Source organism: Bradyrhizobium canariense, from assembly GCF_019402665.1.
Lineage (GTDB): Bacteria > Pseudomonadota > Alphaproteobacteria > Rhizobiales > Xanthobacteraceae > Bradyrhizobium > Bradyrhizobium canariense.
The window spans coordinates 56,107-80,478 of record NZ_VSST01000039.1; the positions used below are offsets into that span (position 1 = coordinate 56,107).

Below are 24,372 nucleotides of genomic sequence, written 5' to 3' on the forward strand. Positions count from 1 at the left end.
TGGCAGCGTATCGCCTTACCCCACTGCCCCCTGCGACCGCAGCTGCTTGATCGCGGCCTCGTCGTATCCCGCGCCACGCAAAATCTCGTCACTGTGCTCGCCGACGCCGGGGGGCTTGCGCGGCTGCACTTTCTTGGCGCCGTCGATCCAGATCGGGCTGGAAATGGTGAGCATGGTGTCGTTCTCGAACGGCACCAGAACGTCGTTGTCGAGCATCTGCTTGTCGTTCGGGATGTCGTCCAAAATACCGACGATGCCGAACACCAGTCCGTTGCCGTCGAGGATCTTGCGCCATTCGGCGAGATCCCTGGTTGCAAAGGTCTCGTCGAAGATCTTGATCAGCTCGACGGAGCGGGCGTGGCGGTCGGGTTTGGTAGCGAAACGCGGATCGGTGATGAGGTCTTCGCGGCCAAGACACCTGGCCAGCGTCGGAAACTGCTTCTCCTCGCTCAGCAGCGACAGGATCAGCCAGCGGCCGTCCTTGCACTGGTAGTGGTTGGCGACCGCGTTCAACGCGCGTTCGCGCGGCCGCCGCTCGGCAAACTTGGCGCCGCAGAGCTTTGCCTGCGCCAGCACGCTGGCAGCCCACACGCCGTTTGCCATCAGATTGGAGGCGACATGCGAGCCCTTGCCGGTCTTCTCGCGCTGATAGAGCGCGGTGACGATGGCGCCGTAGAACGCCATGGCGCAGGGATGGTCGCCCATGCCGGCGACCGAGCGGGCCGGCGTCGTGTCGGTGTCGGCGCGGACGAGGTCCATCAGGCCGGAGCGCGCCCAATAGGCGTTGCTGTCGAAGCCGGGCTTGTTGGCCTCTTCGCCTTTTTCGCCATAGCCGGTGAAGGAGGCGTAGATCAGCCGGTCGTTGAGATGGGCGAGGTGGTCGTAGGTGATGCCGAGTTTGGTGCGCACCGGCGGCGGCATGTTGGTGATGAAGACATCGGCCTCTTCCACCAGCTTGTAGAGCACGGCCTGCGCTTCCGGCTTGGCGAGGTCGAGCGCGATGCTCTTCTTGTTGCGGGCCTCCAGCAGCCAGGCGAAATTGTGCTCACTGGTCGGATATCCCGGAATGTTGGGCAGGTTGCGGTAGGGATCGCCTGCGCCGGGCGGTTCGATCTTGACCACATCGGCGCCGAAATCCGACAGCACGGTCGCGGCGGCTGGTGCTGCGATGAAGCTCGCGCAATCCAGCACCTTGAGCCCTGCAAAAATGCCATTTTCCATCGCCGCGTTGCTCCCTCGCTCGTGTTGTTTCCCGCGCGCTGGAATTGGCGAGGGCCACGTCAGGGGCAGCATTAGACCGATGTTTCGGCGGGATGCAACGCTCCTCGCCGCGGCTCACTCATCCCCTGCGAGCAGGGCAGCGTTGCCGCCGGCTGCTGCGGTGTTGATCGTCACGGTCTGCTCGGTCGCAAAGCGCGCGAGGTAGTGCGGGCCGCCGGCTTTCGGGCCGGTTCCGGACAGGCCGTTGCCGCCGAACGGCTGCACGCCGACGACAGCGCCGATCATGTTGCGATTGACGTAGATGTTGCCGATCTGGACGCGGTCGACGATCGCCTCGATGGTGTCGTCGATGCGGGAATGGATGCCGAGCGTCAGACCGTAGCCGGTGCGCTCGATGGCTTGCAGGACGCGTTCGAGATGTTCCGCACGATAGCGCGCAACGTGGAGGATCGGGCCGAACACCTCCGAGGTCAGCTGGCCGGCATCGCCAAGCTCGAAAATATGCGGCGCCACGAAGCAGCCCTCCGGCGCGGTGCCGGCAAAGTGCAGCCGTGCCTCTCTCTTCATCCGTGCGATATGTGCATCGAGGCGCTGCTTGGCCTCGCTATCGATCACCGGACCGATATGGGTCGCGACGTCGCTCGCGTCACCGATCTTCAACTCGCGCGCCGCGCCCGCGATCATCTCGATCATGCGGTCGGCGACGTCCTCCTGCACGAACAGCAGCCGCAGCGCCGAGCAGCGCTGGCCGGCGGAACGAAACGCCGAAGTGACGACATCGTCTGCGACCTGCTCGGGCAACGCAGTCGCATCCGCGATCATGGTGTTGATGCCGCCGGTCTCCGCGATCAGCGGCACGATCGGCCCGTCCTTGGCCGCCAGCGCCCGATTGATGCTGCGCGCGACCTCGGTCGAGCCGGTGAAGACGATTCCGGCGATACCGGGGTGCGCCGTCAGCGCGGCGCCGACGCGGCCGTCGCCGGCGACGAGATGCAGCGCGCTTGCGGGGATGCCGGCCTCGTGCAGCAGCCGCACCGCCTCGACCGCAATGCGCGGGGTCTGCTCTGCGGGCTTGGCCACCACGCTGTTGCCGGCCATCAGCGCCGCCGTGACCTGGCCGAGGAAGATCGCCAACGGAAAATTCCATGGCGAGATCGCCACGAAGACGCCACGGCCGCGCATGGCCAGCGCGTTGCTCTCGCCGGTCGGCCCCGGCATCGCCACATCGTTGCCGAACAGCTTGCGGCCCTGCGCGGCGTAATAGCGGCAGAAATCGGCGGCCTCGCGCAGCTCCGACAGCGCATCGTCGAGCGTCTTGCCGCCCTCGCGTTGCAGCAGCGCGATGAAATGGGGCGCGCGGTTCTCCAGAAGATGCGCGGCCTGCTCCAGCGCCGCCGCGCGCGTGGCTGCGGGTGTCCGGCTCCAGGCGGCAAAGCCGGCGCGCGCTGCAGCCACTGCCGCATTGGCCTGATCCGGCGTTGCGTTCGCGATCGGCTTGAGGTCGATCGTCTCGGCTTTGACATCCGTCAGCAACCGGTCGAGCGCGGCGCGCGCGCCGAATTCGACGCCGCGCGAATTCCGCCGCTCCGGCGCGAACAGATCGCGTGGCAGCGGAATTTTCGGATGGGCCGCCTGCTGCAGCCGGACGATGGCATCCGCCGGACGTTGCAACAGCGCCGTAACAGGCACGCGGTAGTCAGCCGCCTGCGCCACGAAGGAGGAGTTGGCACCGTTCTCCAACAGTCGCCGCACCAGATAAGCGAGCAGGTCGCGATGGCTGCCGACCGGGGCGTAGGTGCGGTAGGCGATCTCGGGGCGGTCCTTGGCGAGCTGCTCGTAGAGTGCCTCGCCCATGCCATGCAGGCGTTGGAATTCGAAGCCGCCGTTGGCGCCGGCAAGCTCCAGCACCGTCGCGACGCTCAGCGCGTTGTGGGTGGCGAATTGCGGGAAGATGCGTGGCCGCAGACTCAAGAGCTTTTGAGCGCAGGCAACGTAGTTCAGATCCGTCATCGCCTTGCGGGTGAACACGGGATAGCCGGCGAGCCCGCGCTCCTGTGCGCGCTTGATCTCGGTGTCCCAATAGGCGCCCTTGACCAGCCGCACCATCAGCTTGCGGTCATGCGCGCGGGCGAGCGCATCGACATAGTCGATCACGTCGCCGGCGCGCTTCTGATAAGCTTGGATCGCGAGGCCAAATCCGTCCCAACCGGCAAGCGAGCGATCGGCAAGCGTTGCCGCGATCACGTCGAGCGACAATTCCAGCCGGTCGGCTTCCTCGGCATCGACGGTGAAGTTGAGATCATGGCTCTTGGCGCGCTGCGCGAGGTCCAGCAATCGCGGCACCAGCTCGGCCATCACGCGGTCGCGGCTGATCGCTTCGAAGCGCGGATGCAGCGCCGAGAGCTTGACGGAGATACTGGGCCGGTCGGGCAGGGGATGGTTGCCGGCCGCCTTGCCGATGGTCAGAATCGCGCTGGCATAGGCGTCGAAATAGCGCCTGGCATCAGTGGCCGTGCGGGCGCCTTCGCCGAGCATGTCGAAGGAATAGCGCGCCCTCTCGCCGGAGCGCGGCCGGGCCCGCTCCAGGGCCTGCGCGATGGTCTCCCCCAGCACGAAATGATTGCCCATCAGCCGCATCGCCTGACGCGTGGCGGTGCGCACGGCGGGTGCGCCCAGCCGCTTCACGAGACGGCCGATGGTGCCGTCGGGGGTCTCGCCGGGCTGGATCACCCGGGCCGACAGGCCGAGTGCCCAGGCCGAGGCGTTGACCAGGAAGGCGGTGGACTTGGTCTCGTGGTGGATGAAGTCGCCCTCGCCGAGCTTGTCCTCGATGAACTGGTCGGCAGTGCGCGCGTCCGGCACGCGCAGCAGCGCCTCGGCCAGCACCATCAAAGCAAGCCCCTCCTTGGTCGAGAGCGCGAACTCCCGCAGCATGTCCTCGACTCCACCGAGCCGGTCGTCGCGCTTGCGGATGGCTTCGATCAGCCGTGTCGCGGTGCGATCGATCCTCGCCTCCTGCGGCGGGCCGAGATGCGCAGACGGCAAAAGGCGCGCGGCGATATCGGCATCATCGGGCGCGTAGGCGGCGGAGAAGAGAGGCGGAATGTTCGGCATGGCGTGTCCTGTGGCTTCAATCCAGGATAATGCCCGCAATACCTTAGCTCGATAGACAATTTAGCTGATTTGGCTTAGGAAATGAAGCCTCATAGCCATTTGGCCTCATAAAGTATGGAATTAGATCGAACCGACCGGAAAATCCTCTCGATTTTGCAGCAGGACGGGCGAATCGCCAATGTCGAGCTCGCGGAACGCATCGGGCTATCGCCCACCTCGATCGGCGAACGGCTGAAGCGTTTGCAGCGAGAGGGCTTTATCGAGGGCTATGGCGCGCGGCTCAACCCGCACCGGCTCGGCCTCGGGCTCCTGGTGTTCGTCGAAGTGCTGCTCGACAAGACCACGCCCGACAATTTCGAGCGTTTTGCCCGCGCGGTGAAGCTCGCGCCCGAGGTGCTGGAGTGTCACATGGTTGCCGGCGGCTTCGACTATCTTGTGAAGGCGCGGCTGGCAGACATGACCGCGTATCGGCGCTTCCTCGGCGAGACCTTGCTGTCGATGCCCGGCGTGCGCGAAACGCGAACCTATGCGGTGATGGAAGAGATCAAGCGCGACGCACCGTTGCCGGTGGACTAACGAAGTGCCGTCGCGATTGTCATTGCTGTGGCGTCGAACGGGCGGTCTTCGCGGGACAAATAGTTCTCCGTGTGCAATCGCAACGCCTGTCGTCGAATGCACTGACCGTCTTCTGAAATTTCTTGGCCCGGCTCCCGGATCGATCCGGGAGTTAGCAACAGCCGGCGGGCTTATACTTTGAGGTTCTCTGCGGAGCTTTTGCCTCGGTTTGCGATCTCTTCATATTCCACCGTCTGTCCTTCGTTCAGGGACGACAGACCGGCTTTCTGCACTGCCGAGATATGCACGAACACATCCTTGCCGCCCGACGCAGGCTGGATAAATCCATAACCCTTCGTCGGGTTGAACCACTTGACCGTACCTTTAGCCATCACGACTTCTCCGCGGGTCTTCCTCCGAGATCGCGAACCGCCAGTCCCCGCCAACCGGCCGGTTCGGTCCTAATACGATACGCGGAATGTGGCTGGCTTGGTAGCTCAAACCACATCCGCCTTTCGCCGAATTCCGCTCAACTTCGCGGCGGTTTTGCCGGATTTGCCCGTTTCGCGGTCACTTGGTCCGCGCGCCGCGCGCCATCCGTCAATAAGTCGCGGCCAGATAATCGACGATCTTGCCGACATCGGCATCGTCGATCGGGGCGCCATAGACCTTCATCATCTTGGTCACCTCGGCCTGCCAGAAAGCTTTCTTGTCCTTCATCGGCGGCTGCGTGTTGATGTAGTCGGCGGAGTGGCAGGCGCTGCAATTGCCCTGCACGACTTCGAGATTGGGGCCTGGCTTGAACGCCGCGACCTCATCGGGGGTCTTGTAGTTGACCGGTGCTGCAAGTGCCGAACCCACCACGGCGGCGAGGGCGAGCGTGATGGCGAGGAAAACGGTGCGCTGCATGATCATTCCCCTCAAGCCACGGTGACGCGGACGGTTTCGACGACGTTGCGCAAGTAACCCGCCGGATTCCAGCGCGGCGTATCCGGCTGGGTTTCGCCGCCATTGCCGGTGGCGCGCACCTTGAGCTCGTGAGAGCCCGCCGCGAGCTTCACCGGCAGCGTCCATTCACGGAACGAGTATTTGCCAAGGTCCTTGCCGAGCTTGGCGTTGGTCCAGGTCTTGCCGCCGTCGGTGGAGACCGCGACCTCCTTGATACCCTTGCCGCCGTCGAAGGCGATGCCGCGCAGCGTCGTGCCGCCTGCTTTCAGCTTGGCGCCGTCGGGGACGCTGGTGATGAAGGAACGGATCGTGAAGCGGTTGATCGGGATCGTCGCCTTCGGCGCGGTGCCCGGCTCGACCGCATTGTTCGGGGTGTCCGGAATGCGATAGGCCGACTTCATCCAGAAGCCGTCATAGACATTGTCGACGACGGTGATCTCGTTGACGTGCTTGACCCAGTAGGTGCCGAAATAGCCGGGCACGATCAGGCGCAGCGGAAAGCCGTTGAGGAACGGCAGGTCCTCGCCGTTCATGCCATAGGCCAGCATCACCTCGCCGTCGTTGGCGTGATCGATATCGAGCGCCTTGACGAAATCGGGCGTCTTGTCGCTGACCGGACCGTCCATGCCGTTGAAGGTGACCTGCTTGGCGCCGCTCTGCACGCCCGCCATCGCCAGCACCGCCTTCAGCGGCACGCCGCGCCATCGCGCATTGCCCATCGCCCCGTTGGCGAGCTGGCCGCCGGCGACGCGCGGATCCAGGAAGCCGCGGCTGTTGCCGGAGCACTGGTTGACGGCGACGATCTCGGTCGCCTTCATCTTCCGGATGTCCTTCAGCGACAGCTTGAGCGGCTTGTCGACCTTGCCCTTGACCTCGAGCGTGAACTTGTCGGGGTCGAGATTGTAGGGCAGGTCGGAAAGGTGATAGCGCACGAAGAACGCGTTATTCGGCGTGATCGGGCCGTCGTTGAAGACCGCGAACGGCGTCTCGAGCTGCGGCGGGCGGCTGGTTAGGCCGATCATCGGCCGCTTCTGCGGATATTTCACCAAGGGCCGTTCGCCATTGGCGAAGGGCAGGGTGACAGTGTCGAGTGCCAGCGCCTTGGCCGGGTTCAGTGCAGTCGCAACAGCGGCAAGGCCCGCTCCTTTGAGCAGGTCGCGTCGATCGAACATGTGGTCTCCTCCCGGAGCTTTTCGTTGATCGCGGTCATCACCGCAATCTCGCGCTCATGTGTCGCAACGACTCAGTTGAAGTCAATTCGTGCTTTCGCAGCAGGCCCATGCCGTTGCGTTGCAGCAAGCCGGTGTTACGCCGCGATGTTTTTCGTTGGATAACTCGATCTCGACGCAGGCTCGGTGCACCTCGCCCGCTTGCGGGAGAGGTCGCGCCGAAGGCGCGGGTGAGGGTTCTCTCCTCTGGGGATTGTCCCTGTGCGGAGACACCCTCTCCCCAACCCTCTCCCGCAAGCGGGAGAGGGAGAGCACCGCCTTCGTGGCTGCCTCACGCCGCGACGCGTTCGCCGTGGTCAACGAGCGCCGACAGCTCCCTGGCGTCCGCGACGACGCGCACGGCCATGGGTTCGTCGCGGCCGCGGATCGCGACCTCCTGCTGCGGCAGCGCATCGTCGGCAAGGCCGGCGGTGCGGCGGACTTCCTCTGAGACGATCGCTTCGCAGGCCAGCGTCTTGGTCATGTCCTGGAGGCGGGCTGCGACGTTGACGGCATCGCCCAGCGCTGTGAAGACGATGTGATCGCGATAGCCGATGTCGCCGATGATGACTTCGCCGCCGTGGATGCCGATGCCGAAGCGGATCGGCTGGCGCAGATCATGGCTCAGGAGCTCGTTGAGCTCGTCGATATGCGTGGCAATGCCGGCGGCGGCCTTCAGCGCCTGCCGGCAGGCTTCTTGCGGCTCGGCGCTCAGTCCGAACAGTGCCAGCATGCCGTCGCCGACGAACTGGTTCGGCTGGCCGCCATTCTCGATCACGGCCTGCGAGACGGCGCCGAGGAAGCGGTTGACGATGAACACGGTGTCGAACGGCAGCCGCTTCTCGGCCAGCTGCGTCGAGCCGCGCATGTCCACGAACAGGCTGACGAGATAGCGCTCCTGGCCGATTCTGGCGGGCGCCGAGGCCTGCGCGCTCGCCGACAGGGTATGCGCGGTGAAGAGCTGGAAGAAGGAAAGATCCGACGTCGGCCGCAGCTGGCAGGCGAGCCTGATCGAGGGATCGCTGGTGCCGACACGGGTGAGCACGAATGCCTCGCGCTGCGACGGCTCGGGCAGGGCGCCATGATCGCCGATGATGCGGATGCGGCAGGTCGAGCAGCGGGCGCGGCCGCCGCAGACGCTGGCATGCGGCACATTGTGGCGCAGGCTCGCTTCCAGCACGGAGAGGCCTTTTGGCACCCGCACTGTCTTGCCGTTGCCGTAGGACAGCGCGATCATGCCGCCGCGCCGTTCGCGCAGGGCGCGCACGCCGCGCGCCAGCAGCGCCAAAGCGAGCAGTCCGAGATAACCGGCGGTGAGGCCACCGGTGATGCGGTCGAGCGTCGCTGCCTCGGCCGTCGTGCCGACCTGGCTGCGCGTGAGATTGTGCGTCCGCCATTCCCCGTCGTCGGCCTCGACCTCGACGCTGCGGCCACCTTGGTAGACACCCAGCAGCGACAGCGTCGGGATCAGCACAGCAGCCGCGAGCAGATAGGGGGCCGCGCGCGTGAAGAACGGTTTGAGGCGAAGCCAGAAATAGATGCCGATGCAGCCGTGCACCCAGGCGATGAGAAGCAGGACCGTCATGGTCCAGATACGGTTCGACGCGACGAAGAACAGATAGAGTTCCTGCGGATAGAGTTTTTGGTGTCCGTAAAGCGTCTGGCCGAGCCGCACCCCGATCACATGCGCCATGACCAGCGCGGGGATGCTCAAGCCCAGCACGAGCTGCAGCGGCTCGACCGTCCGCCAGCGGAACTGCCGGCGCTGATACAACGCGTAGATGCCGAGCCCCATATGCGTGAGCGCCGCCGTGTAGAACGTGATCGCAACCGGCAGGAACTGCCAGAACAGCGTGTGGTAGTAGACCCCGATCTCCATGGCATCGACCGAGATGTTGCCGAGCGCATGGTTGAGGAAATGGCTGATGACATAGGCGAACAGGATCACGCCGCAAACCAGCCGCACCTGGCGCAAGCTGACGGCGCGGGAAAGCTCGGAAAATCGTGAGGATGCGGTTGCGGCCATGATTCTGTTGTATCAGTTCATGAAGGAGAACAGCCAGCGCCGCGTTTAATTCCGGGGGTGGACAGCTTGCGGGATCACATCCGCGGTAGGGTGACGAAATCGTAGGGTGGGCAAAGGCGCCTTGGCGCCGTGCCCACCAATCGGCACTTATGGTGGGCACGTTGCGCTTTGCCCACCCTACGGTTTCCGCGTCGGGGCTGGGATCGCGACAGCGCAACAGGCCGATCCACCCCCAACATTGACTCCCCCTCCCAGGTTGGCGAAAAGCGCCGCCGTGACGACAGCTCCTGACATCACGAAGCCCCCCGCCGGCGCGGCGCGCCGGCCGCTCGTCATGGCCGCGGCGATCATCGCGGCGATGACGCTGCTGCGCATCGTCTACGCCTCGGCCATCGAGCTGCGCACGGACGAGGCCTATTACTGGACCTGGTCGCAGGAGACCGCGCTCAGCTTCCTCGATCATCCCCCCGGTATCGCCTGGCTGATCCGGTTCGGCACCGCGATCTTCGGCGACACCACGCTCGGTGTGCGCTTTGGCGGTATCGTCGCGATGCTGGTGACGCAGCTTCTGCTCGCCGATATCGTCCGTCGCCTCACCCATGACGTGCGCGCCGTCGTGCTTGCGGTGCTGATGCCGGAGGCCGCGCTTTATTACGGCCTGCTGATGGCCAAGGTCGCGCCCGATGTCGCCATGATCCCGTTTGCGGTGGCGATGATGTGGTCCCTGGTGCGGCTTGCGCAGGGCGGCGACGGCCGCTGGTGGCTTGCGGCCGGCCTGTTCGCCGGGCTGGCGATGCTGTCGAAATTCACCGTGATCATGTTCGCGCCGGCGGTTGCCGCCTTTCTGCTGGTGCCGGATTGGCGCTGGCGCTGGCTGCGCAGCCCCTATCCGTATCTCGCGGTCCTGATCGCAATCGCAGTGTTCTCGCCCGTCCTGATCTGGAACGTGCAGCACGACTGGGCCGCGATCCGCTTCCAGGGCGTGCGCGCCACCACCAGCTATGGCATCTCGCTCCGCACCCTCGGCGATTACATCGGCCTGCAATTCGGACTGGTCGGCTTCGTCATGCTGCCGGTGGTGCTGACAGGAGTGGTGCTGACGGCGTGGCGCGGCTATCGCACGCGCGAGCCGGTCGCGATTCTGCTGTCGACCGCGGTCCTGGTGCCGTTTCTTTATTTTCTGACGAAATCCCTGACCCTCCGCGTCGGCGACACCTGGCCGATGTTCATGTGGCCGGTCGGTTTCGCCGCTGCCGCTATTAATCTCACCATGCTGTCGCGCGAAGGAAGATCGGCGCGGATGATCAGATCGGCGCAGTTCTGGGCCAGCACAGCCGTGGTCTCGGGCATCGCTTTCGTCGTGATCGTGTTCCTCTATTACATCGCCGCGCCCTGGAATTTGCTCGGCAAGATCGATCCGATCGGTGCCGAGTCCGGCTACGAGCAGGTTGCCGCGCGCGCACAGGCTGCATTGGACGAGACCGGCGCGACCTGGATCGCCACCACGGACTACCGCACCTATGCCATGATGCGCTGGCTGTTCAGGGGCCGTGTGCCCGTGATCGAAATCAACGAGCGCGGCCGCTTCCAGGATTTTCGCGATCCCGGCATGGATCGGATCAGAGGCCACGCCGGCATTTATGTTGGGCGCGAGCCAGACAACCGCTCGTCGCTGTGGGATTCGATCCCGGCCAAGCGCGAGCAACTCGGCCAGGTCGAGCGCCGCTGGCGCGGTCTCGTGATGGACAATTACGTGCTGGAGAAGCTCTCAGGCTGGACGCCGGAGCTGTCGCCGCCGACGAACTCGCCGCTGTTCCAGTGGCGCGTGCTGGCTTTCTTCTCCCCGCAAGCGTGGGACGGCAAACAGAACGCTACTCCTCCTCATCCTTCTTCCGCAGCAGATCCGTCGCGAGATCCGACAGCTTCGGCGGCGGCAGTGCCGCGAACGGCAGCGGCCGTGTGACGTCGATCGCGGCGAGGCCCAGCCGCGCCGTCAGCAATCCATTCAGCATGCCTTCGCCCAGCCGCTGCGATAGCTTCGCCGCGATGCCGTGGCCGAGCATCTGCTGCACCAGGCTGTCGCTCGCCGCCATGCCGCCGGTGATGGCGAGATGGGCGACGACGTGGCGGAGCAGGCGGATCATGCCGAGTGCGCCGGGACGGCCGCCGTAGAGAAAAGCGAGCTGGCGGATCAATCTCAGCGAGGCCACGAACACGAACAACACGTCGATCAGCGCGCGGGGCGAAACCGCTGTCACGATCGAGACCTTTTGCGCGGCTGACGACACCAGCCGCCGCGCCTCAATGTCCAGCGGCGACATCAATTCGCGCTCGGCGAGCCGGATCATGTCGGCGCCGTCGATGATCTCGCCGGCATGGCTTTCCAGCGCGGCGCGGGCGCGCGCGAGCTGCGGGTTCTGGTGCGCGATCTTGAGCAGATCCTGCACGATGATACGGCTCTCCTTGCGGTCGTCGCTGGCAAGAACAGCGGCTGCACGCTGATGCAGCTTTTCGATCGTTGCCAACCGCGCCAGCCCGAACGCCTCGCGTCCGGTCACCACCGCGAGCGCAAGGGCGGTGACGGAGGCAAGCGCCAGTCCGACAAAGCCGAGGCTTTCGCTGCGCGCAAACAGATCCTCGATCAGACGGACGACGCCGAGCCCGACGCCGAGCAGAGTCAGCCCGGCGACGCCGGACCAGAACAGCGCGCCCCAGGGAAAGCCGCGTCGCGCCGGAAGCGACGATGCGATCGGCACCGGCAAGTTCGCCGGATCGGGCTCCGGCGTGATCTGGATGGTGGTGCGGCCGAGCCGGGTCGTCTCGTCGGCCTCGGTGACGACGACGCCGGGGTCGTCGAGCCGGAACGTCGCCGGCCGCCGTGGCTTCGATCGGTCGTTCATGACAACTTGTCTCCGATCAGGAACTGCAAGGCACGGTCGAGGCGGATGTGAGGCAGCGCCGGCTGGTCGGCCCCCTCGCGTTCGAGCTTTGGCGGACGGAAACGCAGAAAGCGAAAATCGCTCTTGCCGGCGGCCGCGGTCGAGAGCCCGCGGAATGCGTCGGTGCCGTTGAACAGGGGTTCGGGATCCAGCGGCAGATCGCCCGGAAAAGCCGCGACCTCGGTGTTGCCGTCGAAGAACTCGCCGCCGGCGCTTTCGCCCGCGGCCGGCGTTCCCAGGATCGACGGCAATTTGTCACGGCCATGCGCGACCTGCGCCTCGCGCGTGGCGCGGACGGCGGCGAGTGCGACGACGTCGATCTCCGCGCCGGTAGTTTCCGCGCGCGCAACCGCGCGGGTGACGGCGCGGCGCAACACGGCCTCGAGCCGGTCATGGCTGGAATGATGCAGGTGATCCGCCTTGGTCGCCGCGAACAGCACGCGGTCGATCCGCGGCCGAAACAGGCCGCTGAGGAACGTGCTGCGGCCGATGTTGAAGCAGTCGAGAATGCCCGCGAGTGCGGCTTCGAGATCGTGCAGCGCTTCGGGGCCGGCGTTGAACGCGGCGAGCGCATCGGCCAGCACGATCTGGCGATCGAGCCGGGCAAAATGATCCCGGAAGAATGGCCGCACCACGACGTCCTTGTAGGCCTCATACCGCCGCACCATCATGGCCCACAGCGATCCCTCCGGCGCCTGGCCGCCCGCGGGTACGTCGAGCGGCGCAAAGGTCAGCGCCGGTGTGTCGGCGAGATTGCCCGGCATCAGGAAGCGGCCGGGCGGCAGCAGGCTCATCGCAAACCGCTCGTCGCGGCAGCCTTGCAAATAGCCCCTGAAGAGCTTCGCGGCCGTCAGCGTCGCCTGTTCATCCTCGCGCGCTTCGGGCTTGAGCGTTGCGAGATGCGCGTGCCAATCCGCGGCAAGATGGACGCGCGGCGCCTCGCGCGACAACGCCAGGCTTTCGGCCGACCATTGCTCAAAGCTCTTCTGAAGCAGCGGCAGATCGAGCAGCCACTCGCCGGGATAGTCGACGATGTCGAGCGTCAGCGTGCGGTCGGCGCCGTTCGGGCGCTGGTAGTCGATGACGAGCCTGAGTTCGCTGATGTCGACAGTCGAGCTCGGCCAGCGCCGCTCCTCGATCAGCGCGCGCAGATGGCTCTCATAGGCAAAGCGCGGCACCGCGTCGTCCGGCTGCGGCGCCAGATGCGCCCGGGCGATCCGCCCGGATGAATAGGCCTCGAACACCGGAAACCGCCCGCCACGGGTGAGGCCGTGGATCAGCGCGGTGATGAACACGGTCTTGCCGGCCCGCGACAGGCCGGTAACCCCCAATCGTACCGTCGGATTGAAGAAATGCTCGCCGTAGTCGATCAGCGCCCGAGCCGACAGGCGCGCCTCCTCGAGCATATCCTGGAAACTAAATGCCATATGAACGTTGGGAATCCCGGGCGGGGGCGGATACGCAAAAAGGACTAGTCACAAAAGTGGCAACTGCCTGAGGAAAATCAAGCTTCATACTTCCACCGTCTTTGTCGGCAAATCAGCCGTTTGAACGACGCGCCGATCCCGAAACACCCATACAAGAGGGTATTGTCTCACTTTGCGGATTGCCATGACCGTCTTCCAACTGAAACAGCTCGCATCCTCCTCCGTCCACGCAGCCGCCGACGCGATCGGCTGGCATTACGACCGCGCCGAGCTGATCGCCGACGGCGTGATCCACGCGATCGGCGTGCTCTGCGGCATCGTCGCCGCGACCGTGCTGGTGGTACTGACGGTGCTCTATGCCGACGCAACCGACGTCGTCGGGGTCTCGATCTACGTCGCCGGCCTGCTCTCGATGCTGGTGTTGTCGGCGACCTATAATCTGTGGCCGATCTCGCCGGCCAAATGGCTGTTGCGGCGATTCGACCATTCGGCGATCTACCTCCTGATCGCGGCGACCTACACGCCGTTCATCCTGGAGGTGAAGGACAGCGGCTTCGCGCTGGTGCTGCTCGCCGGCGTTTGGTGCGTGGCGCTCCTCGGCATCGTGCTGAAACTTCTCTACCCCGGCCGGTTCGACCGCGTCGCCGTCGGCATCTACCTCGCCATGGGCTGGAGCGGCATCATGCTCTACGATTCCGTGGTCAAGGCGCTGCCCGCGCTGGTGCTGGGCTTCATCCTTGCGGGCGGACTGCTCTACAGCTTCGGCGTGATCTTCCATGCCTGGCGGCGGCTGCGCTTCCAGAATGCGATCTGGCACGGCTTTGTCTTGGCCGGTGCGGCGTGCCATTATACCGCGGTGCTCGACCTCGTGTTGAGCTGAGCAAGCTCCGCCAAGCGGAACAAGCCAAAACGCTATAAGACAAGAGGAGACGTCGCATGCAGGTGACCGGCAAGGTCGTGGTCGTCACGGGCGGCGCCAACGGCATCGGCAAGGCGCTGTGCGAAGCGTTTCACAAGGCCGGTGCGGCCAAGGTCGTCGTCGCCGACATGGACGCGGACAACGCGCGGGCGGTCGCGGCCACCGTTGATGGCGCGGCCTTCAGATGCGACGTCGCGCAGGAAAAAGAGATCGCCCACGTCATCGAGGAGACCGAGCGGCAGTTCGGCCCGATCGAATTGTTCTGCTCCAATGCCGGCATCGGCGGCGGTTTCGACCCGATGTCGGTCAATGCCGGCGGTGCCTCGGATGAGCCGTGGCAGCGCAGCTGGGCGATCCACGTCATGGCGCATGTCTATGCGGCGCGGCATCTGATCCCGCGCATGAAGGCGCGCGGCGGCGGCTATTTCCTCAACACGATCTCGGCAGCGGGCCTGCTGTCGCAGGTCGGCAGCCCGGCTTATTCCACCACCAAGCACGCCGCGGTCGGCTTTGCCGAAAATCTCGCGATCTCGCACAAGGCGCACAACATCCGCGTCTCGATCCTCTGCCCGCAGGGCGTCGACACCAACATGCTGCGTTCGATCCCCAAGGGCCCACAATCCGGCGACGGCGACCTCACGCCCGAGCAGGTCGCCGAGGACGTGCTCGCGGGCCTCGAGCAGGAGACGTTCTTGATCCTGCCGCACCCGCAGGTGCTCGGCTACATGCGCAAGAAGACCGAGAATTACGACCGCTGGATCGGCGGCATGGCCAAGATCCAGGCCAGGATGCGGGAAGATTTCGGGAGGTAGGGAAGGCCGGCCCACAATTTCGGTGTCGTCCTGGCGAAAGCCAGGACCCATACCGCGAGGTCTACCGATCTTGCCGTAGTAGCAGTACCGAACGACAAGTCTTGGCCAAACTACTCCCTGGGGTATTGGGTCCTGGCTTTCGCCAGGACGACCACATGAAATGTAGTGCGCCGCTAATGCTTCTGCCCGTACAGCACCGGCACCGCCGAATCCACGATGACCTCCACGAGGCTGGTCCCTTCGAATGCCATTCCGCGCTTGAGCGCCTCGCCCAGTTCGGCTGCCTTGCTCACCCGCACCGCATGGCAACCCAGGCCCTCGGCGAGCCGGACGAAATCGATCCCCGGCAGTTCGAGTCCCGGCACGTTCCTCACCTGCATCACCTGGCTGAACGAGCGCATCGCGCCGTAGCCGGAATTGTTGATGACGACGATGGTGAGCGGCAGCTTGCGCTGCGCGGCGGTCCACAGCGCCTGGATCGAATACATCGCCGAGCCGTCGCCGATCAGGCACACCGTGCGGCTCTTTGGTTTACCGAGCGCCATGCCAACCGCGGCCGGCAGCGAGTAGCCGAGGCCGCCGCTGGCCATGGTGTAAAAACTGTCCTGGCCGCGCATCGGCATGAACTTTTGCATCGCCGGCCGGTGCGAGGGGATTTCCTCGACCAGCGACGCGCCCTCCGGCATCGCCTGCGACAGCGAATGCAGCAGGAATTCGACCGGCAGCGGATCGGCGGCCTGCGGGGCCGGTGGCAGCGTTCGCCCCTTCGGTGCGGCTCGCTGGCTCTCCGGCAGGAGGTCGAGCAGCATTGTGAGCGCCGGCTTCATCGTCGCGATGATGCTGGTTCCGACCGGCGTCACCGCTGCGGCATCCGGGTCGTCCGTGATCTGGAAGATCGTCGCGCCGCCGTCGAAGATCGCGGCGTGGCCTTCGACATGGAAGGTGAACACCGGCGCGCCGATCACGACGACGAGATCGTGCTCGCGCAGGGCGTCCGACAATTGCGCCGGCGAGGCATGCAGGAAGCCCGCGAACTGGGGATGGCGTTCCGGGAACGAGCAGCGCGCCGAAAACGGGCTGACCCAGACGCTGGCCCTGGCCTTCTCGGCGACGCGCACCATCAAATCGACCGCGCCCGCGCGATCGACGCCGGGGCCGACGACGAGGGCAGGGTGCTTGGCCGAACCGAGCGCGGTGACCAGCGCCTTCATCGCGTCAGCCTCGGGCGCTATCTCGCGGCTGACCTTGCGGGCTTCGATGGGAGCTGCGGCATGCGCCCAGTCGTCGACCGGGATCGATACGAAGGTGGGCCCGCATGGCGGCTGCATCGCGGTGTAATAGGCGCGCGCGATCGCGGCCGGCACGTCCTCGGGCCGCGCCGGCTCCACGCTGTACTTCACATAAGGCCGCGGGAATTCGGACGCACGCTCCGCATAAAGGAACGCCTGCAACGGGAGGATCGAGCGCGCCTGCTGGCCCGCGGTGATCACCAGCGGCGTCTGGTTGCGATGCGCGGTATAGATGTTGCCGAGAGCGTTGCCGACGCCGGCGGCCGAATGCAGATTGACGAAGCCGGCATTGCGCGTCGCCTGCGCATAGCCATCGGCCATGCCGACCGCGGAGGCCTCCTGAAGCGCCAGCACATAGTCGATGTCGTCGGGCCAGTCGCTCAGGAACGGCAGCTCGGTCGAGCCGGGGTTGCCGAAGACGCGTCTGATGCCGAAGGAGCGCAGCAGCTCGAGTGTCGCCTGCTTGACGGTGACGGATTTGCTGCCGCTCTTGCCGTTTTTGGACATGGTTTCCGTTCCCTGATGTTTATCGGCTATCAGCCCCACCGTCATTGCGAGGAGCCCTTGCGACGAAGCAATCCAGACTGTTACCGCCGAGGGACTCTGGATTGCTTCGCTACGCTCGCAATGACGAGGAGGAAGCAGCAGTGTATCACCACACCGCGGTCCCCTTCATCGTCGGCTGCCCCTCCGCGTTTGCCGTCCACAGCTCCATGCCCGCCTCGGTCTCATTGGCGTTGATGGAGAACTCGCTGCCCTCGAACAGCGGCTGCACCCCGCGATAGGTAAACTTCTTCGGCGGCTTGCCGCCGCGCAGCTTCGCGGCCATCTCGATGATGAACGTGGCCTGCAACGGCCCATGGAAGATCAGGCCCGGATAGCCCTCGACCTTGGTCACGTAGTCGCGGTCGTAATGGATGCGGTGGCCGTTGAAGGTCAGCGCGGAATACCGAAACAGCAGCACGGGATCCGACACATGCGTCTCGCGATGCTGCGCCTTGGGCGGCGGAGGCGGGGCCTTTGCCGTCGCGTACGTCGTCGTCATCTCGCGATAAACGATGTCCTGCCGCTCGCGGATGGCGATGCCGCGCGGCGAGGAGATGCTGTGCTCGACCGAGACGAAGCACAACGTGCCGGTCGAGCCTGATTTCACCTGCACGTCCGCAATGCGCGATGTCCGCGTCGATTCGTCGCCGACGCGCAGCGGCTGCAAAAATTCGATCTCGCCGCCGGCCCACATCCGGCGCGGCAGCGGCACCGGCGGCAGGAAGCCGCCGCGGGTGGGGTGGCCGTCGGGCCCGAGCATCGACATCGGAAACACCGGCTGCGCCAGGCACCAATGCACCGTGAACGGCGCCGCGTCGCCCGGCTTGGGCGCGCCGACCTCCTGGAACAGCGTCGCGCGCAGACCCTTGACGAGCTGCGCGGTGACGGTGTCGGTGGCCTCTTCGCTGCGGCCGATCCACTGCCGCAAATGATCGATGTCGAGCTTCTCGGTCATGACGCCTCGCTCTTGTTATTTCCTGGATTGGGGATTTTCGCCGATCCCCGGCACCGCACCATAGCTGCGCGTCTCGCCGACAATGATCGGCGCCGGCGCGGGATAGCTGACAGGCCCCTGCGGCGTGTCGACCTCGATGCGGCGCAGATGCGGATGATTGGTGAGGTCGGCCATGGTGTTGACCTCGGCAAAGGCGATATCGGCATCGGAGAGCCGCCTCAGCAGCTCGTCGCGTGTCATCTTGCCGAAGGCATCCGCGACCGTCTTGTCGGTGAAGTCGCGGTTGCGCACGCGCTCGACCATGTTGGCCACGCGCGGATCGGCGGGCAGATCCGGCTGCTCCAGCACTTTTGCGCAAAGCGTCTTCCACTCGCGCTCGCTCTGGATCGAGATCAGAATGTCCTTGCCGTCACTGGACGTGAACACGCCATAGGGCGCGATCGAGGGATGGCGGAGCCCCATGCGCTTGGGCGGATTGCCGGCTTCGGAGTTGAGCAGCGGCACGGTGCACCAGTCCGCCATCACGTCGAACATGGAGATGCGGATGTCGGCGCCCTTGCCGGTGCGTCCGCGCCCGATCAGCGCCTCCAGGATTGCCGCATGCGCAGTGGCGCCGGTCGCGACGTCGACGATCGACATGCCGACCCGTGAGGCACCGTCGGGATTGCCTGTGATCGAGGCAAGGCCGCTCTCGGCCTGGATCAGCAGATCATAGGCCTTGCGGTGCGCGTAGGGACCGTCGTCGCCGTAGCCGGTGATCGTGCACGAGATCAGTTTGGGATAATCCTTCAGCAGCCGCTCGCGCGAAAAGCCGAGCTTGTCCATCGAGCCGGGCTTGAGGTTCTGGATCAGCACGTCGGCGCTGGCGATCAGTCTTTCCAGTTCGGCGCAGCCTTCCTTGGTGGCGAGATCGACCACGGCCGATTGCTTGCCGCGGTTGAGCCACACAAAGTAGCTGCTCTGCCCCTTGGCCGCCGCGTCATAGCCGCGGGCGAAATCGCCTTCCGGCCGCTCGATCTTGATGACTTCCGCGCCGGCATCCGCCAGCCGCGACGAGCAGAACGGCGCCGCCACCGCCTGCTCGACCGCAATCACCCTGATCCCGTCAAGTGCTCCCATGATGGCTGCCTCAGTACGAGCGGGGCATGCCGAGGACGTGCTCGGCGATGAAGGACAGCACGAGGTTGGTCGAGATCGGCGCCACCTGATAGAGCCGCGTCTCGCGGAATTTGCGCTCGACGTCGTACTCCTCGGCAAATCCGAAGCCGCCATGGGTCTGGACGCAGGCGTTGGCCGCTTCCCAGGACGCATCGGCCGCGAGCATTTTTGCCATGTTGGCCTCCGCGCCGCAGTCGAGCCCGGCTTCGTATTTGCGCGTCGCTTCCTTCACCATCAGTTCGGCCGCGCGCATCGCGGCGTAGGCCTTGGCGATCGGAAACTGGATGCCTTGGTTCTGGCCAATCGGCCGGCCGAAAACGCTGCGCTCCTTGGCGTAGTTGGTGGCCTTGGCGATGAACCATTTGGCATCGCCGACGCATTCGGCCGCGATCAAAATGCGCTCGGCATTCATGCCGGAGAGGATGTAGCGAAAGCCCTTGCCCTCCTCGCCGATCAGATTCTCCGCCGGCACCTTCATGTCGGTGAAGAACACTTCGGTGGTGGCGTGGTTCATCATGGTGCGGATCGGGCGGATCTCGAGGCCCTTGTTCTTGGCCTCGCGCATGTCGACGATGAACACCGAAAGGCCATCGGTGCGCTTCTTGACCTGGTCCTTCGGCGTGGTCCGCGCCAGCAGGAGCATCAGGTCCGAATGTTCGGCGCGGCTGGTCCAGATTTTCTGGCCGTTGACGATGTAGCCGGCATTGCCGTCCTTGCGCGCAAAAGTCTTCAGCGAGGTAGTGTCGGTGCCGCTGGTCGGCTCGGTGACGCCGAAGGCCTGCAGGCGCAATTCACCGCTCGCGACCTTCGGCAGATATTTTGCCTTCTGCTCGTCATTGCCGTGCCGCAGCACGGTGCCCATCGTGTACATCTGGGCGTGGCAGCCGCCGCCGTTGCAGCCCGCGCGCTGGATCTCTTCGAGGATCGCGGCGGCCGCTGAAAGCTTCAAGCCCGCGCCGCCATATTCCTCGGGGATCAGCACCGAGAGATAACCGGCCTCGGTCAGCGCGTCGACGAAGGCCTTGGGGTAGGCCATCTCGCGGTCGAGCTTGCGCCAGTATTCGCCGGGAAACTGCGAGCAGAGCTTTGCGACGGCTTCGCGGATGTCGGCGTGATCTTCGGTGTGGTGTTCTTCACTCATGGGGTTTTCCCGTATGTGCGGCAGTTAGGATAACGCCGGCCGATCCTCTGGCGTTGTGAAAACAATGCCAGCCCCCTATGCTCATTTGCTATAGCGTATGGAGTAGCCTTCCAGGATTGGCAAGCATGGATTTCCGTCAGCTCAGGACCTTCAGTTGCGTGGCGGAGCTCGGCAGCCTCTCCAAGGCGTCCGACACGTTGCGTGTGGCGCAGCCGGCGCTCTCCAGGCAGATCAAGCTCCTGGAACACGAGCTGCGCACCGAATTGTTCACCCGCAACGGCCGCGGCATGGTGCTCACGGATGCCGGCCGCCTGTTGCTGGCGCGCACCTCGGGCATCGTGCGGCAGATCGACCAGATCCGCGACGATATCCAGTCGTCCAAGGGGCCGCCGTCCGGCCAGGTCGTGCTCGGCCTGGTCCCGACCGTGAGCTGCGTGCTGTCGGCGCGCTTCGCGCGGCGCTGCGTCGAAAAATTCCCGGGCATTTCGCTGCGCATCGTCGAGAGCTACAGCGGCCATCTGGTCGAATGGCTGCATCGCGGCGAGATGGATCTCGCCATCCTCTACGGCCGCTCCGCCGATCTGCATCTCAACGTCGAGAGCTTGGGGCGCGACAACATCGTCGCGGTGGGTCCGCGCGGTTGTGGCCTCGCGCGCAAGAAGAGCGTCGATATCGGCTGGCTGCTGCGGCAACGGCTGGTGCTGCCCAGTCATTCCCACGGTCTCCGTGCGCTGATCGAGCACGCGGCGGCGCAACGCAAGATCAAGCTCAACGTCCAGCTCGAGGCGGATTCATTCCGCGTGCTCACGAGCCTCGTCGAGGAAGGCCTCGGCTTCGCGCTGCTGCCGCCCTCGTCGGTCCACGCCGAGGTCGCGGACGGGCGGCTGGAAACGGCCGTCGTCTCGAAGCCGATGACGCGCGAGCTCATATTCGCCTCTCCGATCGATCGTCCGGTCTCGACGGCCTCGGTTGCCGTCACCGCCCTCCTGCGCGAGGAGGTCGCCGCCTGCCGCAAGGACGGCGTGTGGGACATCAAATTGAGTTAGATGTGCCGGTGCGGTTTAGGACAGAAGGCCGTATGCGACCCATCGCATGTTGTGCGAGCTGTCATGCCGGAATTTTATATCCGCGCGAAGGCGCTTATCCTCATCCTGAGGAGCGCGTCTTCGCGCGTCTCGAAGGATGCAGGCCCTGCTCTCGGCCTCGCCCTTCGAGACGCCTGCTTTGCAGGCTCCTCAGGGTGAGGGGATAGAGTTGAAGGCGCCGCAATGACGGACAGTGAAGCCTACCCCGGAATCCTCACCGGCAGCGACTCGTATCCCTTGATGAAGCTCGAATAGATCCGCTTGGGCTCGCCGACCACCTCGATGCGGTCGAAACGCTTCAGCATCTCTTCCCAGACGATCTTGAGCTGGAGCTCGGCGAGGCGCATGCCGACGCAGCGGTGGATGCCGAAGCCGAAGGAGAGGTGGGTGCGCGGCCGCGGGCGGTCGATGATGAATTCGTTCGGCCTCTCGAACATCTCCTCGTCGCGGTTGCCGGAGACGTACCACATCACGACGCGGTCGCCCTTCTTGATGTGTCTGCCGCCAACTTCAGTGTCCTGCAGTGCGGTGCGCCGCATATGCGCGAGCGGGGTCTGCCAGCGGATCACTTCGGGCACCATGGAATCGATCAGTTCCGGGTTGGCGCGCAGCCTGTCGTACTGCTCCGGGTTCTCGTTCAATGCCAGCACCGAGCCGGTCATGGTGTTGCGCGTGGTGTCGTTGCCGCCGACGATGAGCAGGATGATGTTGCCCATGAGATTGTCGGGATCCATGAACCGCGTGGCGTCGTTGTGCGCCATCAGCGACAGCAAATCGTTGCGCGGCGCGGAGTTGACGCGCTCGTTCCAGAGCTTGGACATGTAGGCGTAGCATTCGTCCATCTCGCGGCGGCGCTCTTCGGCCGAGGCAACAATGCCGCTCTTGGGTAGCGCGGTCGCGACATCTGACCAGCGCGTCAGCTTGCGCCGTTCTTCCCAGGGGAAGTCGAACAGGGTGGCCAGCATCTGCGTCGTCAGCTCGATCGAGACGCGCTCGACGAAATTGAAGGTCTCGTTGCGCGGCAGATTGTCGAGCACGGTCTGCGAGCGCTGGCGGATCAGTTTCGCCAGTTCGTCCAGATGAGTCGGCGTGAACATCGGCGACACCGTCTTGCGCTGCGACGAATGACGCGGCTGGTCCATGGCGATGAAGCTCGGCCAGTCATAACCTTCCGGCACGTCGCGGATGCCGATGCCGCCGAGCGTCGAGTCAGAGGAGAACAGGCCGTGGTTGGTGTCGACATGCATGATGTCGTTGTACTTCACCACCGACCAATACGGCTCGATCGGCGCGTTGGTGCAGTAATGCACCGGCTCTTCCTTGCGCAGCCGCTCGAACCACGGCCACAGGGTGTCATCCTGGAACAGCCTGGGCGCGCCCGGGTGGAACTGCGCCAGCGGCGTCGCATAGGCCTCCTCGCGGGCCCTGCGCATGCGTTCGGCCTTGTCCACTTGAACCGGCGCTTGGATGTTCATGGTCGTAGCTCCAGTGTTTCTCTTTCTTCGCCTCTCCCCGCTTGCGGGGAGAGGCCGGAATTCGCGCACCGCGCGGATTCCGGGTGAGGGGGACTCTCCGCGAGTCGGCGGCTACTTTTTTCGCGGATAGAGCCCCCTCACCCCGACCCTCTCCCCGTAGAACGGGGAGAGGGAGTAATCTCACGCCGCGATCTTCACCGGCAAGGTTTCGAGACCCTTCACGAAACTCGAATAGACCCGCTTGGGTTCGCCGACCACCTCGATATGGTCGAATCGCTTGAGGATCTCTTCCCAGATAATCTTGAGCTGGAGTTCGGCAAGCCGCAAGCCGACGCAGCGGTGGATGCCGAAGCCGAACGAGAGATGCGTGCGCGGCCGTGCGCGGTCAATGATGAATTCGTAGGGCTTTTCGATCGCGTCGGCGTCGCGGTTGCCCGAGACATACCACATCACGACCTTGTCACCTTTCTTGATCTGCTTGCCCCGGAACTCGAAGTCCGCAAGCGCGGTGCGCCGCATATGAGCCAGCGGCGTCTGCCAGCGGATCACTTCCGGCACGAAGCTGTCGAGCAGCGCGGGGTTTTCGCGCAGCTTGCGATATTGCTCGGGATGCTGGCTCAGCGCGTCGAGCGAGCCGGACATGGTGTTGCGGGTGGTGTCGTTGCCGCCGACGATCAGAAGGATGAGATTGCCGAGGAAGTTTTTCGCGTCCATGTCGCGCGTCGCGGCGCCATGCGCCATCATCGACAACAGGTCGCTCTTCGGCGGCTGCTCGATGCGCTCCTTCCACAGCCGCGCGAAATAGCCGGCGCATTCGGTGAGCTCGGCCTGACGCTCGTCTTCGGTGGCGACGAGGCCGTCGGGTCCGGGAATGGTGGTCGCGATGTCCGACCAGCGCGTCAGCTTGCGGCGGTCCTCCCAGGGGAAGTCGAACAGCACCGCGAGCATCTGCGTGGTGAGCTCGATCGAGACGCGGTCGACCCAGTCGAACACCTCGCCGCGCGGCAGATTGTCCAGGCACTCGGCCGAGCGCTTGCGGATGCTGAGCGCGAGATTGTCCAGATGCGTCGGCGTGAACATCGGCGCCACGGTCTTGCGCTGCGCCGCGTGGCGCGGCGGGTCCATCGAGATGAAGCTCTCGCGACGCAGTTCCGGATCGATGTCGCGGATGGTGATGCCGCCGAGCGAGGAGGCCGAGGAGAATACCGAATGATTGGTCTCGATCTCCATGATGTCGTTGTAGCGCGTCACCGACCAATACGGCCCGAACATCGAGTCCTTGCAATAGTGCACGGGATCTTCGCGGCGCAGGCGATCGAAATAGGGCCAGAACGTATCGGTCCTGAACAGCTCGGGGTCGCCCGGATCGAACTGCTCCAGCGGCAGTGACGTTGCGCGTGCGCGCAACGCGTCGAGCTTCGCCGCGCTTTCGATGGTCCCATGCATGACCGCTCTCCCTGACATAACCGCGCGTTCTCGTTGAATTCTGCGCTGCGGTATTTGATTTGCAATTACAGCCGGTTGTCTGCGCCGGAGCAAGGGCGAGTTTTGCCA

The 24,372-nt window shown here is 64.9% G+C and carries 19 protein-coding genes; 5 read left to right on the forward strand and 14 right to left on the reverse strand.

Features of this window, described 5'->3' with window-relative positions:
• Positions 1-15: 15 nt before the first annotated feature.
• Together FXB41_RS20855 and putA are read right to left on the reverse strand one after the other, a co-directional pair.
• Positions 16-1,221 carry a CaiB/BaiF CoA transferase family protein gene (locus FXB41_RS20855; RefSeq protein WP_219683037.1) on the reverse strand — a complete coding sequence of 402 codons (1,206 nt, stop codon included), beginning with the start codon at positions 1,219-1,221 and terminating at the stop codon, positions 16-18.
• Between the two features lie 114 nt (positions 1,222-1,335).
• Entirely contained in the window at positions 1,336-4,335 is a 3,000-nt protein-coding gene (gene putA, locus FXB41_RS20860; protein WP_219683038.1) for a bifunctional proline dehydrogenase/L-glutamate gamma-semialdehyde dehydrogenase PutA, read from the reverse strand.
• A 114-nt stretch (positions 4,336-4,449) separates the two neighbouring features.
• Between putA and FXB41_RS20865 the strand changes: the two genes are divergently transcribed.
• Positions 4,450-4,911, forward strand: a complete 462-nt coding sequence (locus tag FXB41_RS20865; RefSeq protein ID WP_007596520.1) for an Lrp/AsnC ligand binding domain-containing protein — start codon at positions 4,450-4,452, stop codon at positions 4,909-4,911.
• Between the two features lie 170 nt (positions 4,912-5,081).
• Here the strand turns inward: FXB41_RS20865 and FXB41_RS20870 are convergent, their stop codons facing one another.
• The 4 genes from FXB41_RS20870 to FXB41_RS20885 form a co-directional block, all read right to left on the reverse strand.
• Entirely contained in the window at positions 5,082-5,282 is a 201-nt protein-coding gene (locus tag FXB41_RS20870) for a cold-shock protein (protein ID WP_007596519.1), read from the reverse strand.
• A gap of 208 nt (positions 5,283-5,490) precedes the next feature.
• Positions 5,491-5,799, reverse strand: a complete 309-nt coding sequence (sorB, locus tag FXB41_RS20875) for a SorB family sulfite dehydrogenase c-type cytochrome subunit (RefSeq protein WP_219683039.1) — start codon at positions 5,797-5,799, stop codon at positions 5,491-5,493.
• An 11-nt stretch (positions 5,800-5,810) separates the two neighbouring features.
• Positions 5,811-7,010 (reverse strand): SorA family sulfite dehydrogenase catalytic subunit, encoded by a 1,200-nt coding sequence (sorA, locus tag FXB41_RS20880; protein ID WP_219683040.1) that lies wholly within the window; start codon positions 7,008-7,010, stop codon positions 5,811-5,813.
• A 328-nt stretch (positions 7,011-7,338) separates the two neighbouring features.
• A complete protein-coding gene (locus FXB41_RS20885; protein ID WP_219683041.1) occupies positions 7,339-9,072 on the reverse strand; it encodes an adenylate/guanylate cyclase domain-containing protein in 1,734 nt (577 codons plus the stop codon).
• A 334-nt stretch (positions 9,073-9,406) separates the two neighbouring features.
• Between FXB41_RS20885 and FXB41_RS20890 the strand changes: the two genes are divergently transcribed.
• Positions 9,407-11,035, forward strand: a complete 1,629-nt coding sequence (locus tag FXB41_RS20890; protein WP_219683087.1) for a glycosyltransferase family 39 protein — start codon at positions 9,407-9,409, stop codon at positions 11,033-11,035.
• Here FXB41_RS20890 and FXB41_RS20895 read toward each other — a convergent pair.
• Positions 10,944-11,972 carry a YcjF family protein gene (locus tag FXB41_RS20895; protein WP_007596507.1) on the reverse strand — a complete coding sequence of 343 codons (1,029 nt, stop codon included), beginning with the start codon at positions 11,970-11,972 and terminating at the stop codon, positions 10,944-10,946. The two genes, FXB41_RS20890 and FXB41_RS20895, sit on opposite strands and share 92 nt — an antisense overlap.
• Complete coding sequence (locus tag FXB41_RS20900; RefSeq protein ID WP_219683042.1) at positions 11,969-13,438, reverse strand: YcjX family GTP-binding protein; 1,470 nt, start codon at positions 13,436-13,438, stop codon at positions 11,969-11,971. Before FXB41_RS20900 ends, FXB41_RS20895 begins: the two co-directional genes overlap by 4 nt.
• A 184-nt stretch (positions 13,439-13,622) precedes the next feature.
• Here FXB41_RS20900 and trhA point away from each other — a divergent pair, with 184 nt between their 5' ends.
• A complete protein-coding gene (gene trhA / locus FXB41_RS20905) occupies positions 13,623-14,318 on the forward strand; it encodes a PAQR family membrane homeostasis protein TrhA (protein WP_219683043.1) in 696 nt (231 codons plus the stop codon).
• Between the two features lie 56 nt (positions 14,319-14,374).
• The gene (locus FXB41_RS20910; RefSeq protein ID WP_219683044.1) at positions 14,375-15,169 is read left to right on the forward strand and encodes an SDR family oxidoreductase; all 795 of its coding nucleotides are present in this window, start codon (positions 14,375-14,377) and stop codon (positions 15,167-15,169) included.
• Positions 15,170-15,342: 173 nt separating this feature from the next.
• On the opposite strand, the gene mdlC is transcribed toward FXB41_RS20910, so the two are convergent.
• The 4 genes from mdlC to FXB41_RS20930 form a co-directional block, all read right to left on the reverse strand.
• Complete coding sequence (mdlC, locus tag FXB41_RS20915) at positions 15,343-16,965, reverse strand: benzoylformate decarboxylase (protein WP_219683045.1); 1,623 nt, start codon at positions 16,963-16,965, stop codon at positions 15,343-15,345.
• A gap of 145 nt (positions 16,966-17,110) precedes the next feature.
• Entirely contained in the window at positions 17,111-17,959 is an 849-nt protein-coding gene (locus FXB41_RS20920) for an HTD2 family dehydratase (protein WP_219683046.1), read from the reverse strand.
• 15 nt (positions 17,960-17,974) lie between these two features.
• Entirely contained in the window at positions 17,975-19,078 is a 1,104-nt protein-coding gene (locus FXB41_RS20925) for a CaiB/BaiF CoA transferase family protein (protein ID WP_219683047.1), read from the reverse strand.
• Between the two features lie 10 nt (positions 19,079-19,088).
• A complete protein-coding gene (locus tag FXB41_RS20930) occupies positions 19,089-20,258 on the reverse strand; it encodes an acyl-CoA dehydrogenase family protein (RefSeq protein ID WP_219683048.1) in 1,170 nt (389 codons plus the stop codon).
• A 125-nt stretch (positions 20,259-20,383) separates the two neighbouring features.
• On the opposite strand from FXB41_RS20930, the gene FXB41_RS20935 reads away from it, so the two are divergent.
• On the forward strand, positions 20,384-21,304 hold the full coding sequence (locus tag FXB41_RS20935; RefSeq protein ID WP_007596491.1) for a LysR substrate-binding domain-containing protein: 921 nt from the start codon (positions 20,384-20,386) through the stop codon (positions 21,302-21,304).
• A 239-nt stretch (positions 21,305-21,543) separates the two neighbouring features.
• Here FXB41_RS20935 and FXB41_RS20940 read toward each other — a convergent pair whose 3' ends face one another.
• Together FXB41_RS20940 and FXB41_RS20945 are read right to left on the reverse strand one after the other, a co-directional pair.
• On the reverse strand, positions 21,544-22,818 hold the full coding sequence (locus FXB41_RS20940) for a cytochrome P450 (RefSeq protein ID WP_219683049.1): 1,275 nt from the start codon (positions 22,816-22,818) through the stop codon (positions 21,544-21,546).
• Between the two features lie 180 nt (positions 22,819-22,998).
• Entirely contained in the window at positions 22,999-24,264 is a 1,266-nt protein-coding gene (locus FXB41_RS20945) for a cytochrome P450 (protein WP_219683050.1), read from the reverse strand.
• Positions 24,265-24,372: the final 108 nt, after the last annotated feature.

Bases quoted from the DNA above. Each gene is read 5' to 3' on its own strand.
- FXB41_RS20855 (WP_219683037.1), bottom strand. From the start codon at position 1,221: ATGGAAAATGGCATTTTTGCAGGGCTCAAGGTGCTGGATTGCGCGAGC.
- putA (WP_219683038.1), bottom strand. From the start codon at position 4,335: ATGCCGAACATTCCGCCTCTCTTCTCCGCCGCCTACGCGCCCGATGAT.
- FXB41_RS20865 (WP_007596520.1), top strand. From the start codon at position 4,450: ATGGAATTAGATCGAACCGACCGGAAAATCCTCTCGATTTTGCAGCAG.
- FXB41_RS20870 (WP_007596519.1), bottom strand. From the start codon at position 5,282: ATGGCTAAAGGTACGGTCAAGTGGTTCAACCCGACGAAGGGTTATGGA.
- sorB (WP_219683039.1), bottom strand. From the start codon at position 5,799: ATGCAGCGCACCGTTTTCCTCGCCATCACGCTCGCCCTCGCCGCCGTG.
- sorA (WP_219683040.1), bottom strand. From the start codon at position 7,010: ATGTTCGATCGACGCGACCTGCTCAAAGGAGCGGGCCTTGCCGCTGTT.
- FXB41_RS20885 (WP_219683041.1), bottom strand. From the start codon at position 9,072: ATGGCCGCAACCGCATCCTCACGATTTTCCGAGCTTTCCCGCGCCGTC.
- FXB41_RS20890 (WP_219683087.1), top strand. From the start codon at position 9,407: ATGGCCGCGGCGATCATCGCGGCGATGACGCTGCTGCGCATCGTCTAC.
- FXB41_RS20895 (WP_007596507.1), bottom strand. From the start codon at position 11,972: ATGAACGACCGATCGAAGCCACGGCGGCCGGCGACGTTCCGGCTCGAC.
- FXB41_RS20900 (WP_219683042.1), bottom strand. From the start codon at position 13,438: ATGGCATTTAGTTTCCAGGATATGCTCGAGGAGGCGCGCCTGTCGGCT.
- trhA (WP_219683043.1), top strand. From the start codon at position 13,623: ATGACCGTCTTCCAACTGAAACAGCTCGCATCCTCCTCCGTCCACGCA.
- FXB41_RS20910 (WP_219683044.1), top strand. From the start codon at position 14,375: ATGCAGGTGACCGGCAAGGTCGTGGTCGTCACGGGCGGCGCCAACGGC.
- mdlC (WP_219683045.1), bottom strand. From the start codon at position 16,965: ATGTCCAAAAACGGCAAGAGCGGCAGCAAATCCGTCACCGTCAAGCAG.
- FXB41_RS20920 (WP_219683046.1), bottom strand. From the start codon at position 17,959: ATGACCGAGAAGCTCGACATCGATCATTTGCGGCAGTGGATCGGCCGC.
- FXB41_RS20925 (WP_219683047.1), bottom strand. From the start codon at position 19,078: ATGGGAGCACTTGACGGGATCAGGGTGATTGCGGTCGAGCAGGCGGTG.
- FXB41_RS20930 (WP_219683048.1), bottom strand. From the start codon at position 20,258: ATGAGTGAAGAACACCACACCGAAGATCACGCCGACATCCGCGAAGCC.
- FXB41_RS20935 (WP_007596491.1), top strand. From the start codon at position 20,384: ATGGATTTCCGTCAGCTCAGGACCTTCAGTTGCGTGGCGGAGCTCGGC.
- FXB41_RS20940 (WP_219683049.1), bottom strand. From the start codon at position 22,818: ATGAACATCCAAGCGCCGGTTCAAGTGGACAAGGCCGAACGCATGCGC.
- FXB41_RS20945 (WP_219683050.1), bottom strand. From the start codon at position 24,264: ATGCATGGGACCATCGAAAGCGCGGCGAAGCTCGACGCGTTGCGCGCA.